Raw genomic sequence first — 14,936 nt, 5'->3', positions numbered from 1 at the left:
CTCCCCGACCCCGGAGGCCCTCGTGGACCGCGCCCGACGTCCCAGATCCGTCCTAGCCGTGCTCACGGCCGCGCTGCTGGCCGTGCCCGGTGTCACCGCGCTCTCGTCGGCCGCCCGTGCGGCCGACGCGGACGTCGCGGTCAACGGCGGCTTCGAGTCCGGCCTGACCGGATGGACCTGCACGGCCGGCACGACCGTCGACTCCCCGGTGCACAGCGGACGTTCCGCGCTGCAGGCCACCCCGGCGGGCGGCGACAACGCCCAGTGCTCCCAGACGGTGGCCGTCCAGCCCGACGCGCAGTACACCCTGTCCGGCTACGTCCGCGGCTCCTACGTCTACCTCGGCGCGTCCGGCACCGGCACCACCGACGTCTCCGCCTGGACCCAGTCCGCCCCCGACTGGCAGAAACTGAGCACCACCTTCCGCACCGGCCCCTCCACCACCAAGGTCACCGTCTACACCCACGGCTGGTACGGCACCGGCGCCTACCAGGCCGACGACATCAGCCTGGTCGGCCCCGGCGGCAGCGGCACCGGACAGCCGCCCGCCGCTCCGGCCGGCCTCAAGACCACGTCCGTGACCTCGTCCTCCGTCGGCCTGTCCTGGTCGGCGGTGACCGGCGCGACGAGCTACGCCGTCTACCGCGACGGGACCCGGGTCCAGACGGTGACCGGCACCTCGGCGACCGTGTCCGGCCTCGCGGCCTCGACGGCGTACAGCTTCCAGGTGGCCGCGGTCAACACCGCCGGCGAGTCCGCGAAGTCCGCGGCCATCACCGCCACCACCGGCACCGGTACCGGCGGCGGCCCGTCCGACCTGCCCGCCCACGCCCTCGTCGGCTACCTGCACGCCGGCTTCGCCAACGGCGCCGGCTACACCCGCCTCGCCGACGTCCCCGACAGCTGGGACGTCATCGACCTGGCCTTCGGCGAGCCGACCTCGGTCACCTCCGGGGACATCCGCTTCGACCGCTGCCCGGTCACCGAGTGCCCCGGTGTGGAGAGCGACGCCGACTTCAAGGCCGCGATCAAGGCCAAGCAGGCCGCCGGCAAGAAGGTGCTGATCTCGATCGGCGGCCAGAACGGCCAGGTCCAGCTGACGACGACGGCAGCCCGGGACGCCTTCGTCTCCTCCGTCTCGAAGATCATCGACACCTGGGGCCTGGACGGCCTCGACATCGACTTCGAGGGCCACTCCCTGTCCCTGAACGCGAACGACACGGACTTCAGGAACCCCACCACGCCCGTGATCGTGAACCTGATCTCGGCCCTGAAGACCCTGAAGGCCAAGTACGGCGCGAAGTTCGTGCTGAGCATGGCCCCGGAGACCTTCTTCGTGCAGAACGGCTACCAGTACTACGGCACCGGCAAGTGGGGCGGCCAGGACCCCCGCTGCGGCGCGTACCTCCCGGTGATCCACGCCCTGCGCGACGATCTGACCCTCCTGCACGTCCAGGACTACAACTCGGGTCCGATCATGGGCCTGGACAACCAGTACCACTCCATGGGCGGCGCCGAGTTCCACATCGCCATGACCGACATGCTGCTCACCGGCTTCCCGGTGGCCGGCGACCCGGACAACGCCTTCCCGCCGCTGCGCCCCGACCAGGTCGCGATCGGCATGCCGGCGTCGACGAACGCGGGCAACGGCTACGTCTCGCCGGCCGAGGTCACCCGGACCCTGGACTGCCTGACGAAGAGGACGAACTGCGGCTCGTACGCCACCCACGAGACCTGGCCTGCGCTGCGGGGTCTGATGACGTGGTCGGTGAACTGGGACCGTTTCGCGAACTGGGAGTTCCAGAAGACCTTCGACGGCTACTTCGGCTGACACCCGGCACCAGGGACAGGGCGGCCAGCAGCACGGTGCACAGGCACCAGCTGGCCACGACGTCCAGCGGCCAGTGGTAGCCGTGCCGGACCAGTCCGTAGGACACCCCGAGGACCAGCACCGCACAGCCGGCCACCAGCGAGCGGCGGGCCGCGGGGGAGCGGAGCCAGGGCAGCAGGAGCAGGGCCGCCGAGCCGTAGGCGACCGCCGCCGTGGCCGTGTGACCGGACGGGAAGTAGCCGACGCCCGGGGGCATCACCGGTGTCCCCGGGCGCGCGGTCCAGTCCTTCAGCGGTACGACGATCGCCGGGACCAGCGCCATCAGCAGGGCCGCGGCGAGCGGCGGCAGCCACCACCGCCCGGCCCCGGCGGCCCGGCCCCGCCACAGGAGGTGGACGAGGACCAGCGCCAGGACCGGGACGGCGACCTGGACGTTCCCCAGGTCGGACAGCAGCTCGGCGAACCGGTCCGGACGGACCAGCGCCCGGCTCAGGCGGGCGTCCAGGCGCAGCAGCGGGCCGTGCGCCACGACCTGCCAGGTGATCAGCGCGAGGAGGACGGCCGGGAGGGCGAGGAGCGGGGCGCGGCGGACTACGGTCGACACGGCGCCCAGCTTGGCAGACGTACCCGTGAATACGGGGAAGGAGGTCGGCCGCCCCGGAACAGGGGGGGGTGGTTCCGAGGCGGCCGTCCGGACCGGAACGTCGCTCGCCCCGGGGGGTTTGGGGCGGCGACCGTCCGATCGGTGAGGAGATCCCGGAGCCGTCAGGCGCCGGTTGTGTGCGCGAGGGCACGACCAGGTCGAAGCTGGGGAGGCCCCGGCCCGGCGTCCGCCCACAGTCCCCTGTGAGCGGGTGTATCTCTCATCTGGAGAGAACCTACGGCAGGCCGGGGCGGTTCGGCAGGCGGAATCGGCTCCCGTCATCCACCCCGCACACCTTCTTCACACGGCCTGCCGCAGGCGCCCCTCAGCCGCGGGGGCCCGCCGCTCAGATGCGCGCGAAGGCCTGCTCGATGATGTCGAGGCCCTCGTTCAGGAGGTCCTCGCCGATGACCAGCGGGGGCAGGAAGCGGAGCACGTTGCCGTAGGTGCCGCAGGTGAGGACCAGCAGACCCTCGGCGTGGCAGGCCTTGGCGAGCGCGGCGGTGGCCTCCGGGTTCGGCTCCTTGGTGGCGCGGTCCTTGACCAGCTCGATCGCGATCATGGCACCGCGTCCGCGCACGTCACCGATGACGTCGAACTTCTCGGCCATGGCGGTGAGGCGACCCTTCATGATCTCCTCGATGCGCTTGGCCTTGCCGTTGAGGTCCAGCTCCTTCATCGTCTCGATGGCGCCGAGCGCACCGGCGCAGGCGACCGGGTTGCCGCCGTACGTACCACCGAGGCCGCCCGCGTGCGCGGCGTCCATGATCTCGGCGCGGCCGGTCACGGCGGCGAGCGGCAGACCGCCGGCGATGCCCTTGGCGGTGGTGATCAGGTCCGGGACGATGCCCTCGTCCTCACAGGCGAACCACTGCCCGGTCCGGCAGAAGCCGGACTGGATCTCGTCGGCGACGAAGACGATGCCGTTGTCGTTGGCGAACTTCACGATCTCCGGCAGGAAGCCCTTGGCCGGCTCGATGAAGCCGCCCTCGCCGAGGACCGGCTCGATGATGATCGCGGCGACGTTGTCCGGGCCGACCTGCTTGGTGATCTGGTCGATGGCCTGCGCGGCGGCCTCCGGGCCGGCGTTCTCCGGGCCGGTCGGCCAGCGGTACGCGTACGCGACGGGCACGCGGTACACCTCGGGCGCGAACGGCCCGAAGCCGTGCTTGTACGGCATGTTCTTCGCCGTCAGCGCCATGGTGAGGTTGGTCCGGCCGTGGTAACCGTGGTCGAACACGACCACGGCCTGCCGCTTGGTGTACGCACGCGCGATCTTGACGGCGTTCTCGACGGCCTCGGCGCCGGAGTTGAACAGCGCGGACTTCTTGGCGTGGTCACCCGGGGTCAGCTCGGCCAGCGCCTCCGCGACCTCCACGTAGCCCTCGTACGGGGTGACCATGAAACAGGTGTGGGTGAAGTCGGCGAGCTGGGCGGAGGCCCGGCGCACGACGGCCTCGGCGGAGGCGCCGACGCTCGTCACCGCGATACCGGAGCCGAAGTCGATGAGCCGGTTGCCGTCGACGTCCTCGATGATGCCGCCGCCCGCGCGCGCGGTGAACACGGGCAGCACGGAGCCCACGCCCTGCGCGACCACGGCGGTACGGCGGGCCTGAAGCTCCTGCGACTTCGGGCCGGGGATGGCGGTGACGACGCGGCGCTCCTGCGGAAGTGCGGTCATGGGGGGCTCCCTGATGATCTTGCGTACCGGGCGGTCCCGGGCGGTTCCGGGCGGTGCGTTTTCGGACGCATACCTTCTTTTCTCGCAGGCTAAGACCGGTTCCGGGGGGTGGGCATGCTCCATGTGGGCGTTGTCCGCGGCTCCCGTTGTCCGCCGTGGACATAGCCCACCCGGGCGGGCCCGGCCCCTTACGGCCACGTAAGCGGTGAACTCCCCTTGCGGGGGCGTTAGATTGGCTCGCTGATGACGGACGGAACGGCGGACGGACGCGCTGGTCAGGGGGCAAGGTCGATGGACAGCGACAGCACGCGGATCCCACGCGGCACGCACACGAACCCTGTACCACGCCCGACACCGCCACCCGCGGGGGCGGCGGTACCGCCCATGCCGGCGGGCGCACCGCCGGCGCCCTCGGCGCCGCCCGGCGCGCCGCCAAAACCGGATGGCTCTCCCTTCCTCACCTGGCTGCGGACCCCCCGCCCGGAGGCCGCGCTGGGTGTGTGGCGCCTCGGGCACCGCCCCCGGCCCGCACAGGAGCCCGAGCAGATCCCGACGCGGCAGCTGATCAGCGGTGCGCTGATCGCCTTCCTCGTGGGCTGGCTGGTGTGGTCCCTGCTGTGGAACGGCTACCTCGGCACCTGGTGGGTGCTGCCCCTGGAGCTGTTCACGCCCGACTCCTGGCGTCAGGGCAACGATCGCATCGGCAACGCGATCCTCTGGTACTCGTACTACTCCGTCATCGCCCTCGCCATCCTTCTGGTCGTCGGCCGCCTCGGCCGCTGGGGGGAGGTCTGGCGCCGCTACGGGCCGAGCGCCTGGCGCCCCTCCGTGCCCGCGGAAGCCCCCCAGCCCGCCCCCGACCAGGACCCCGTCGAATGGCCGCAGCTGCGGCAGGCCGGGGCGTATGAGGCTGCTGAGCGACTGGCTGCCGAGGCGAAGGCCGGGCTGATGCGGGACGTGGACCACGCGCGGATCAGCCGGGCCTGGCAGAGCGTACGGTCCGGCCGGCACACCCTGGCCGGCTTCACCGGCGCCGTACTGCAGAACGGCGCCGCCGCCTGCCCGCACCCCTCCGGCGACCGCGACCTGCCCGCCCGGCACGCCCGGCACGACCTGCTCACCGGCCAGGTCCGGCTCGGCACCACCGCCGACGACCCCCGCAACCCCTACCACTACCGCGGTGCCGGCCTCGCCCTCGGCCCCGAGCTGCTCGGCACCTCGCTGCTCGCCGTCGGCCCGGCCGGCTCGGGGAAGACCGGCGCGCTGGTCCGACCGCTCGCCGAGTCCCTGTGCCTGCACGCCCTGGCCGGCCGCGCGGCGGTCGTGGTGGTCGGCGCGGCGGGCACCGGCCTCGGCCCGGGGGAGGCCTACGACGTCGTCGTCCGCGTCGGCCACCCCGACTCCGTGTACGACCTCGACCTGTACGGCGGCACCACCGACCCCGACGAGGCCGCCGCCATACTCGCCGAGGCCCTCGTCGGCGACCTCGCCGACCCGCACCCCGGCAGCGACAGCCGCCGCTCCACCACCGTCCTGGCTCAGTTGCTCGGCCCCTTCCGAGCCGTCCACGACCGTTTCCCCTCCGTACCGGAGCTGCGGCAGCTGCTCGACGGCGCCCCCGGCCCGCTGGCCGCTCTGCGCAAGGGCCTGACCGACGCCGGGCAGGCCTCGCTGCTCAGGGAACTCGACGCCCGGGAGCGGCAGATGGCCCACCCGGGCGATGTCGGCACGGTCCTCGCCGACCGGATCGCCCTGCTCGACCGGCCCGCCTTCGCCGCCTTCTTCGACACCTCCGGGCAGAGCCGGCCGTTCTCGCTGCGGGCCCTCGACCACCCGGTGCGGGTCCGTATCGACCTGCCCCAGCGCGGCCACGCCGACGCCTCCCGGATCCTGGCCCGGCTGGTCCTCGCCCAGTTCACGGCCTCCGTGACGGTGCGGGAGGACCGGTCGCTCTTCGCCTGCCTGCTGCTCGACGACGCCACCGGGGTCGTCACGCCGGAGGCCGTGCGCGGTATCCAGCGGCTGCGCAGCGCCAACGCCGGCTCGGTGCTCACGCTGCGCACACTGGACGACGTACCCCGGCCGCTGCGCGGCCCGCTGCTCGGTGCCACCGGCTGCCGGATGGCGCTGTCCGGGCTCACCCCCTGGGACGGACAGGACTTCGCCGAGGTGTGGGGCAAGGAGTGGACCGAGACCCGGGACGTCACCGACCGGCAGATCATCGCCGAGACCCCGGCCGGCAAGGCCGTGCACATGCTGCGCCGGGTCATCACCGGCCAGGCGCCCACCGCGCGCGCCGTCACCGTGCGGCAGGTCGAGCGGGAGCGGTGGTCGGCTTCCGAGTTGGCTCACGGGGTGCCGCCGGGGCACGCCGTGTTGTCGTTGACCACCGTGCAGGGCGAGCACGCGCCGCCGTTGCTGGTGGACCTGCGGGGGTGAGAGGCGGGCGCGGGCTCGTACGGTGAGGCAGAATCGGGGTGGGCCGTTCATACACGACGGCCAAAAGATCACCGCCAGAGATCACCGGGATCGACGGATCTCCCTCACCGTGAAGGCCCCATGCCTCCGACTCTCACCTCGCTCGTCCACCACTCCGCGCTCAAGCTGACCGTGCGCGCGGGCGAGGACCGCCTGGACGTGCCCGTCCGCTGGGCGCACGTCAGCGAGCTGGCCGACCCCGTGCCCTACATGGAGGGCGGCGAGCTGCTCCTGATCACCGCGCTCAAGCTGGACGCGGAGGATCCGGAGGCCATGCGGCGGTACGTGCGGCGGCTCGTCGGCGCGGGGGTGGTCGGGCTCGGCTTCGCCGTCGGGGTGAACTACGAGGAGATCCCCGAGGCCCTGGTCGACGCCTGCGCGCAGGAGGGGCTGCCGCTGCTGGAGGTCCCCCGCCGCACCCCCTTCCTCGCCATCAGCAAGGCCGTCTCCGCGGCGATCGCCGCCGACCAGTACCGGGCGGTCACGGCGGGCTTCGCCGCCCAGCGCGAGCTGACCAGGCAGGCGCTGACCGCCGGCCCCGAGGGCGTGCTCACCGTGCTCGCCGCCCAGGTCGACGGCTGGGCCGCGCTGTACGACGCCTCGGGTGCCGTCGTCGCCGCGGCCCCGGAGTGGGCCGGCCGCCGCGCCGCCCGGCTCACCACCGAGGTGGAGCGGCTGCGGGAGCGGCCCGCCCCCGCGTCCTCCGTCGTCGGCGGCCCCGAGCACGAGGACCGGGTGGAGCTGCACAGCCTCGGCACCGGCCGGCGCCCGCGCGCCGCGCTCGCCGTGGGGACGGCCGCCGCGCTCGGCACCGCCGAGCGGTACGCCGTCCACTCCGCCATCGCCCTGCTGACCCTCACCACCGAACGCTCCCGCTCCCTGCACGCGGCCGAACAGCGCGTCGGCACGGCGGTGCTGCGCATGCTGCTCGCCGGGGAGCCCGACCACGCCCGGGCGGTCGCCGGGGACCTGTACGGCGGGCTGCTGGACGCCCCGTTCCGGATGATCGTCGCCGAGTCGGGGTCGGGTACGGCGGGCGAACCGCTGAGCGGACTCGCGGAGGCCGTGGAGTCCGCCGCGGCGCGCGCCGGAGAGGCCGTACTGGTGGTGCCGGAGGGGGAGCGGCTGGTGGTGCTGGCCGCGGACGAGGGCGCGGCGGTGGCCGCGTGCGCCGCGTACGCGGCGGCGCGGGAGGCCGAGCGCGCGGTGGCCGAGCAGGGCCGGGTGGAGGAGGACGCGCCGGTCGTCGGTCTGTCCGCGCCCGCCGGGCCGATCGCGGCGGCAGCGGCGTACAAGCAGGCCGAGCAGGCGCTGTCGGTGGCGCGGCGGCGGGGCCGGGTGTTCGTGGAGCACGAGCAGCTGGCCGCCGGGTCCGTCCTGCCGCTGCTGGCCGACGACGCGGTGAAGGCGTTCGCCGACGGGCTGCTGCGCGCGCTGCACGAGCACGACGCGACGGGCCGCGGGGACCTGGTCGCCTCGTTGCGCGCGTGGCTGTCCCGGCACGGGCAGTGGGACGCCGCCGCGGCCGACCTGGGGGTCCACCGGCACACCCTGCGCTACCGGATGCGGCGCGTGGAGGAGATCCTGGGGCGCAGCCTGGACGACCCGGACGTGCGGATGGAGCTGTGGCTGGCGCTGAAGGCGACCTCCACGGAGTAGTGCGCGAGCGGTGCGCAGCGCCGGGCCGTCCGAGCCGAGTAGTCCAAACAGTAGTGCCGCGGCCGTGTACTGCTACGACTCGGACAAGCGACCCCCGGCCGCCCCCGTCCTACCGTGGACCACGCAAGGCAAGCAGCACACCCCCAACGCGGAAGGGCCGGGACTCGTACATGACTTCCACCCATGCCTTCTGGCTCGCCGGCCGCCAGGTCACCGGCGAGGACACCTTCGACGTCACCTCCCCGTGGGACGGCCGGCTCGTCGGCAAGGTCAGCGTGCCGACCGACGCCCAGGTCGAGGAGGCCGTGGCCGCCGCGTACGCCGTCCGCGAGGACTTCGCCGCCACCCCGGCGCACGTCCGCGCCGCCGCGCTCGACCACGTCAGCAAGCGGCTGGCCGAGCGCACCGAGGAGATCGCCCAGCTGATCTCCGGCGAGAACGGCAAGCCGGTCAAGTGGGCCCGCGGCGAGGTCGGCCGCGCCGTCTCGGTGTTCCGGTTCGCCGCCGAGGAGGCCCGCCGGTTCAACGGCGGCGAGGCCCAGCGGCTGGACACGGACGCCGGCGGCCAGGGTCGGCTCGCGCTCACCCGCCGCTTCCCGAAGGGTGTCGTGCTCGGCATCGCGCCGTTCAACTTCCCGCTGAACCTGTGCGCCCACAAGGTCGCCCCGGCGATCGCGGCCGGCGCCCCGATCATCCTGAAGCCGGCCCCGGCCACCCCGCTGTCCGGCCTGATCCTCGGCGAGCTGCTCGCCGAGACCGACCTGCCGGCCGGGTCGTGGAGCATCCTGCCGGTGCCGAACGACAAGATGCCCGCCCTCGTCCAGGACGAGCGGCTGCCGGTCATCTCGTTCACGGGTTCCGAGAAGGTCGGCTACGCGATCATGGACTCGGTGCCGCGCAAGCACTGCACGCTGGAGCTGGGCGGCAACGGCGCCGCGGTCGTCCTCGGCGACTTCGCCTCCGACGCCGACCTGGACTGGGCCGCGACCCGCATCGCGACCTTCTCCAACTACCAGGGCGGCCAGTCCTGCATCTCCGTGCAGCGCGTCATCGCGGACGCCTCCGTCTACGACCGCCTGCTGCCCCGCATCGTCGCCGCCGTCGAGGCCCAGGTCACCGGCGATCCCACCGACGACAAGACCGACGTCGGCCCGCTGGTCAGCGAGGACGCCGCCCAGCGCGTCGAGTCCTGGGTCAAGGAGGCCGTGGAGGCCGGCGCCACCCTGCTCACCGGCGGTGACCGGGACGGTGCCTCCTACGCGCCGACCGTGCTCACCGACGTACCGGCGGACACCACCCTCGCCCGCGAGGAGGTCTTCGGGCCGGTCCTCACCGTGCAGAAGGTGAACGGCGAGGCCGAGGCGTTCGCCGCCGTCAACGACTCCAAGTACGGCCTCCAGGCGGGCGTGTTCACCCACGACCTGCAGGTCGCCTTCCGTGCCCACCGCGCCCTGGAGGTCGGCGGTGTGGTGATCGGCGACGTCCCGTCCTACCGCGCCGACCAGATGCCGTACGGCGGCGCCAAGCAGTCCGGCGTGGGCCGCGAAGGCGTCCGGTTCGCGATGGAGGACTACACCTACGAGCGCGTGCTGGTCCTCACCGGTCTCGCGCTCTGACCTGCCACGGACAGGTCGGCAACGGAACGGCCGCAGCCCACTGTGCGGGGGCTGCGGCCGTTCGCCGTTTCCGGGCCGGCGCGGTGACGGAGGCCGAAGGGGCCCGGCACCGCTGCCTTCCGGTGCCGGGCCCCTCCTGGTGTCGCGCCTTCGCGGACCCTCAACCGGAGAAGCCGACGTGCGCGAGCCGCAGCGGGCCGCGCAGTCTGAGATGGACGTCGTGGACGCCCTCGGCGACCAGGCCGGCGGCCAGGGTGGTGTACGTGTAGGCGTCGGCCGTGGGGGTCCGAAGGCCCAGGGACGCCACCACGGGACCGCCGTCCAGGGCGAGTTCCACGGTGCCCGCGCCCGCCACCCGCGCGGTCACCTCGCGCACGCCCGCGCCGAAGTCGCAGGCCCGGTAGACCACTTCGGCCGTGCCGTCGTGGGCCGGGGTCACCGCGTCGCCCGCCGTCCGCGTCCGGTCCACGATCGCGATGCCGGACTGCTCGTCGAAGCCGGCGCCGGGCAGGCCCCGTTCCACGACCGCGCGGGGAGCCGGGGCCGCCCCGTCCAGGTGCACCGTCGTCCGCAGGCGCACGTCCTCGCTTGAGGCGCCCACCAGCAGCTCGTACGGGCCCCGCTCCAGGCGCCGGCCGCCCTGCCGCACGTCCCAGAACTCCAGCGCGGTAAGCGGGACCTCGAAGGAGACGGCGGCCGTCCCGCCGGGGGCGAGCGTGATGCGGCGGTGCTCCAGCAGCTCGCGGCGCGGCCGGGGCACCGACGGGTCCACCGCCCGGCCGTAGAGCTGGACCACCTCGTCCGCCGTCCGTTCCCCGGTGTTGGTGACCGTGCAGCTGACCAGCACCGAGCCGGCCTCCACCCGGACCGCCAGTCCGGCGTACCCGAAGGACGCGTAGGACAGGCCGTGGCCGAAGGGGAAGAGCGGGGTGCCCTCGAAGTAGAGGTAGGTCTGGCGGCTGCCGATCACGTCGTAGTCGAGCAGGTCGGGCAGGTCGGCGTCGGCGGCGTACCAGGTCTGGGGCAGGCGGCCGGCCGGGGAGACGTCGCCGGCCAGCACCCGGGCCAGGGCCGTGCCCGCCGCCTGGCCGCCGTGCGCCGTCCACAGCGCGGCCGGCAGCCGGGCCGTGTCCACCGCGTACGGGTAGGCCGACACCAGCACCAGGACGGTGCGCGGGTTGGCGGCCCGGGCCGCGCGCAGCAGCCGCCGCTGGTGCTCCGGCAGCAGCAGGGTCGTACGGTCCTCGGTCTCCCGGCCGTTGATGTGCGGGTCGTTGCCCGCCATCACCAGGACGACGTCCGCCCCGGCCGCCGCCCGGGCCACGGCGTCCTCGCCCCGCTCGACCGTTACCACCTCGAAGACGTCGCCGGTCCCGGCAACCTTCACCCCGTCGGCGGCGACCCGGACATGGCGGCCCGTGCCCAGATGCCGGAGGAGGTGACCGCCGCGGTGCGGTTCGAGACGGAAGGTCTCCTGGACGACCCAGCCACCGGGCTGGTCGGCGGAGGCGCGCAGGAAGCCGTCCTCGGCGACCGAGAGGTAGCGGCCGTCGGGGGCGCGCAGGGTCAGCACCCCCTCGCCCCAGTCGGCCAGCGCGAACTCGGTGCCGGTCGCGTCGGTGGTGAGCGGGGGCAGATCGGTACGGCCGGACAGCAGCGCGGGGTCCAGCGCGCCCTCTGCGCCCCGCGCCCGGCCGGGGGCGTCCGCCGCCGGCACGGACAGGAAGGCGCCCGCCGCCGCCCGCAGCCGGACGCGGTCCACGCCCTCCGCGAACTCCACGCGCTCCGCGCCGAACCGCTCGTACAGGCCCTCCAGGGGGGTGGAGCGGTGCAGCAGGGTGCCGCTGTACCAGTCGAGTTTGCACTCGTCGGCGAGCAGGCCGACGACCGCGATCCGGGTATCCGGGGCGAGGGGCAGCAGGCCGTCGTCGTTCTTCAGCAGCACGACCGCCTGCTCGGCGGCCTCCCGCGCGAGGGCCCGGTGGGCGGGGGTGTCGAACTCGCCGGTGGCGGCGTGCGGGTCGTAGTGCGGGTCGAACTCGCCGAGCCGGAAGCGGACGGAGAGCTGGCGGCGGACCGCGGCGTCGAGGTCGGCCTCCGTCAGCAGGCCCTGCTCCAGGGCCCCCGCGACCCGCGCGGTGATCGTCGAGGAGTCCGTGCCGTGGTCGGTGAAGCTGTCCACGCCGGCCAGCAGGGCCGCCGCGGTGGCCTCCTCATGGGTGTCGTAGTAGTGCTCGGCGTCGACCAGGTTGGACGGCGCGCCCGCGTCCGAGCAGACCAGCAGCTCCTCGTCGGTCCAGGTGCGCAGATGCTCGCGCAGATACGGGGAGAGGTGGTTGGGGCGGCCGTTGACCAGGTTGTAGGCGGGCATCACCCCGGCCACCGCGCCCGCCTCGACCGTGTCCCGGAAGGCGCGCAGGTCGTACTCGTGCAGCACCCGGGGGCGGACGGAGGCGGACGAGGTGGCCCGGTCGGTCTCGTTGTTGTGCGCCAGCCAGTGCTTCAGCACGGGTGCGGTGCGCCAGTACCGGGGATGGTCGCCGCGCAGGCCGTGCGTGTACGCCGTGGCGATGGCCGAGGTCAGCTTCGGGTCCTCCGCGTAGCCCTCCTCGTTGCGGCCCCACAGGGGGTGGCGCAGCAGGTTGACCGTCGGCGACCAGACGTTGAGGCCGACCCGGTCGTCCCGGGTGCGCATCGCCCGGGCCTCCTTGGACACCGCCTCCCCGATCCGCCGCACCAGGTCCGGGTTCCAGGTCGCGCCGAGGCCGACGGCCTGCGGGAACACGGTCGCCGGTCCCATCCAGGCGACGCCGTGCAGGGCCTCCTGGCCGGTCCGCCAGGCGGCGATGCCCAGCCGCTGGACGGCGGGCGCGTACTGGTGCAGGAAGGAGATCTTCTCGGCCACGGTCAGCCGCGCCACCAGGTCGTCGATGCGCTTCGCGAACGGCAGCTGCGGATCCCGGAAAGGCGGGGTGGACGGCGGGTCAACGGTCACGAGTGGTTCCCCTTGCAAATGGAGCGGCGCGACATCTTCGAAGCGCTTCGATGCTCATTCGGCCGCAGCCCGGTGTCAAGGTGCCGACCCCGAAGCCGACGGACTTGCGCCCGAGATGCAAGGAGCCGTGGACAGTTCGGCGAACCGCCGGACCTCCCAGGAATCTTGGGAACGACCCTTGTGCGCCCCCAGGTGTTCACTTAACCTCGCAGCAACATCGAAGCGCTTCGACTGTCTCCTCGCAGACGCGCTTCCGCTCAGCCGGATCCACTGAAGACACCGCAGCCGACGGCCCACCGCCGGGTGTCCTGGTGCGCCATGAAGGGTTGACGCAATGACGCCGAACGCCGCCTCCTCCGCCTCCTCCGGCACCAGCCGGAGAAGCTTCCTCGCCTCCACGGCGGTCGCCGCCGCGGCGGTCGCGGGCGGGATGCCGCTGCTCTCCGCCTGCGGCGGTGCGGACAACGGCACGCGGGAAGGCACCACCTCGGGCAAGAACGCCAGGAAGATCCTGCCCGCCTACGTGGCCAGCGGCGTGGTGAAGCCGGACATCCCGGCCAAGAACGGCTCGGCGACGGGCTTCACGGCCAGGCTCGACGTCGGCACCCTCAAGTCCTCGGTCCCCACCAGGCTCGGCAAGGGCGGCAAGGTCACCGTCATGTCGCCGTTCTGGGGCTCGCCGCCGAAGCAGGGCAACCCGTACTACACGTCGATGAACGACCTGATCGGCGTCGACGTCCAGTGGCGCAACCAGGACGGCAACACCTACGACCAGAAGCTCGGCGCGGTCCTCGCCTCCAGCGACATCCCGGACGTGGTGGTGGTCCCCGGCTGGAACATGACCGGCAGGATCCCCAGCGCCGTCATCGGCAAGTTCGCCGATCTCGGCCCGTACCTGTCGGGGGACAAGGTCAAGGAGTACGCGAACCTCGCGGCGATCCCCAGCGACGCCTGGCAGCGGTCCATCTTCGGCGGCAGGCTGATGGGCCTGCCGATGCCCGCCCCCTACGTCCAGAACATCGTGCCCCTCTACCGGCAGGACATCTTCGACAAGGAGGGCTACGAGGTCCCGAAGTCCGCCGACGAGTTCACGGCCCTGTGCAAGGAGATCACCTCTCCCCGGGCCAAGCGGTGGGCCTGCGGTGACATGAAGTGGACCGCGTTCAACACCTTCGGCGTGATCAGCGGCGGGGAGAAGTCGCTCGGCTGGACCACGGCCGACGGCAAGATGATCAACCGCATCGAGACCCCGGAGTACCTGGAAGCCCTGGAGTGGGCGCGCAAGCTGATGGCCGCCGGCTACGTCCACCCCCAGTTCAAGCTGGGCAAGAGCCAGATCGGCGACCCGACCCCGCTGTTCACCTCCGGCGAGTTCCTGATCTGGAACAACGACATCTCCAACTGGTACGGGGTACAGGCCTCCCAGCTCACCCAGAACCCCGGCTTCAAGGTCTGGGGCATGGACCTGTGGGCCCACGACGGCGGTGACCCCGTGTTCTGGGCCGCGAACCCGGCCGGCATCTTCGCCTTCGTCAACAAGAAGGCCTCCGAGTCCGTCGTCCGCGACGTGCTGGCGGTGGCCAACGTCACCGCCGCGCCGTACGGCACCAAGGAGTGGATGATGACCAACTACGGCGTCGAGGGCACGCACTACACGCTCAAGAACGGACTGCCCGTCAAGAACGACAAGGGCAACAACGAGGTCACCAATGCCTTCGTCATGATCGCGAGCCCCGCCGCGACCATCGCGCACCCGGACCTCCCGGACTACACCAAGGGCATGGTCGAGTGGCAGCAGCGGGTCGGTTCCGCCACCAGGAAGTCGTCCTTCTGGGGCCTGCAGATCACCGAGCCCTCCCGTTACACCAACCTCAGCGACGACTTCGAGCAGCTTGAGGACGACATCGTCCGCGGCCACAAGAAGATCGGCGACATGCAGCAGGCCATCTCCGACTGGAGGAGCAGGGGCGGGGACAAGCTGCGCGACTGGTACAAGAAGCTGCTCGACGAGAACGGCCCGGCGGCGAGCTGAC

Annotated in this window: 7 protein-coding genes and 1 pseudogene; 5 read left to right on the top strand and 3 right to left on the bottom strand. The window is 72.9% G+C overall.

All coding sequences use genetic code 11. From position 1 onward, the window contains the following. Window positions 1-22 precede the first annotated feature (22 nt). Window positions 23-1,831, top strand: a complete 1,809-nt coding sequence (locus tag IG05_RS0126260) for a chitinase (RefSeq protein ID WP_030346373.1) — start codon at window positions 23-25, stop codon at window positions 1,829-1,831. Here IG05_RS0126260 and IG05_RS45720 read toward each other — a convergent pair. Then, window positions 1,773-2,435, bottom strand: a pseudogene (locus IG05_RS45720) (phosphatase PAP2 family protein); the annotation flags it as partial. The gene IG05_RS0126260 and the pseudogene IG05_RS45720 sit on opposite strands and share 59 nt — an antisense overlap. A 385-nt stretch (window positions 2,436-2,820) precedes the next feature. Further along, window positions 2,821-4,155 carry a 4-aminobutyrate--2-oxoglutarate transaminase gene (gene gabT, locus IG05_RS0126255; RefSeq protein ID WP_030346371.1) on the bottom strand — a complete coding sequence of 445 codons (1,335 nt, stop codon included), beginning with the start codon at window positions 4,153-4,155 and terminating at the stop codon, window positions 2,821-2,823. A 291-nt stretch (window positions 4,156-4,446) separates the two neighbouring features. Here gabT and IG05_RS0126250 point away from each other — a divergent pair, with 291 nt between their 5' ends. From IG05_RS0126250 to IG05_RS0126240, 3 genes are all read left to right on the top strand, one after another. After that, window positions 4,447-6,594 carry a hypothetical protein gene (locus tag IG05_RS0126250; RefSeq protein ID WP_030346370.1) on the top strand — a complete coding sequence of 716 codons (2,148 nt, stop codon included), beginning with the start codon at window positions 4,447-4,449 and terminating at the stop codon, window positions 6,592-6,594. A 120-nt stretch (window positions 6,595-6,714) separates the two neighbouring features. After that, entirely contained in the window at window positions 6,715-8,292 is a 1,578-nt protein-coding gene (locus IG05_RS0126245) for a PucR family transcriptional regulator (protein WP_030346369.1), read from the top strand. A 170-nt stretch (window positions 8,293-8,462) separates the two neighbouring features. Beyond that, window positions 8,463-9,908 carry an aldehyde dehydrogenase family protein gene (locus tag IG05_RS0126240; protein ID WP_030346368.1) on the top strand — a complete coding sequence of 482 codons (1,446 nt, stop codon included), beginning with the start codon at window positions 8,463-8,465 and terminating at the stop codon, window positions 9,906-9,908. Between the two features lie 160 nt (window positions 9,909-10,068). On the opposite strand, the gene IG05_RS0126235 is transcribed toward IG05_RS0126240, so the two are convergent. Next, complete coding sequence (locus IG05_RS0126235) at window positions 10,069-12,903, bottom strand: glycoside hydrolase family 3 C-terminal domain-containing protein (protein WP_030346367.1); 2,835 nt, start codon at window positions 12,901-12,903, stop codon at window positions 10,069-10,071. 334 nt (window positions 12,904-13,237) lie between these two features. Between IG05_RS0126235 and IG05_RS0126230 the strand changes: the two genes are divergently transcribed. Then, window positions 13,238-14,935, top strand: a complete 1,698-nt coding sequence (locus IG05_RS0126230; protein WP_030346366.1) for an extracellular solute-binding protein — start codon at window positions 13,238-13,240, stop codon at window positions 14,933-14,935. Window position 14,936 lies beyond the last annotated feature (1 nt).

The organism is Streptomyces sp. NRRL S-1022 (assembly GCF_000720135.1).
Taxonomy (GTDB): Bacteria; Actinomycetota; Actinomycetes; order Streptomycetales; family Streptomycetaceae; genus Streptomyces.
Note: the sequence above shows the minus strand (reverse complement) of the source record. Positions and strands in the feature narration are given on the sequence as shown.

Bases quoted from the DNA above. Each gene is read 5' to 3' on its own strand.
- gabT (WP_030346371.1), bottom strand. From the start codon at position 4,155: ATGACCGCACTTCCGCAGGAGCGCCGCGTCGTCACCGCCATCCCCGGC.
- IG05_RS0126250 (WP_030346370.1), top strand. From the start codon at position 4,447: ATGGACAGCGACAGCACGCGGATCCCACGCGGCACGCACACGAACCCT.
- IG05_RS0126245 (WP_030346369.1), top strand. From the start codon at position 6,715: ATGCCTCCGACTCTCACCTCGCTCGTCCACCACTCCGCGCTCAAGCTG.
- IG05_RS0126240 (WP_030346368.1), top strand. From the start codon at position 8,463: ATGACTTCCACCCATGCCTTCTGGCTCGCCGGCCGCCAGGTCACCGGC.
- IG05_RS0126230 (WP_030346366.1), top strand. From the start codon at position 13,238: ATGACGCCGAACGCCGCCTCCTCCGCCTCCTCCGGCACCAGCCGGAGA.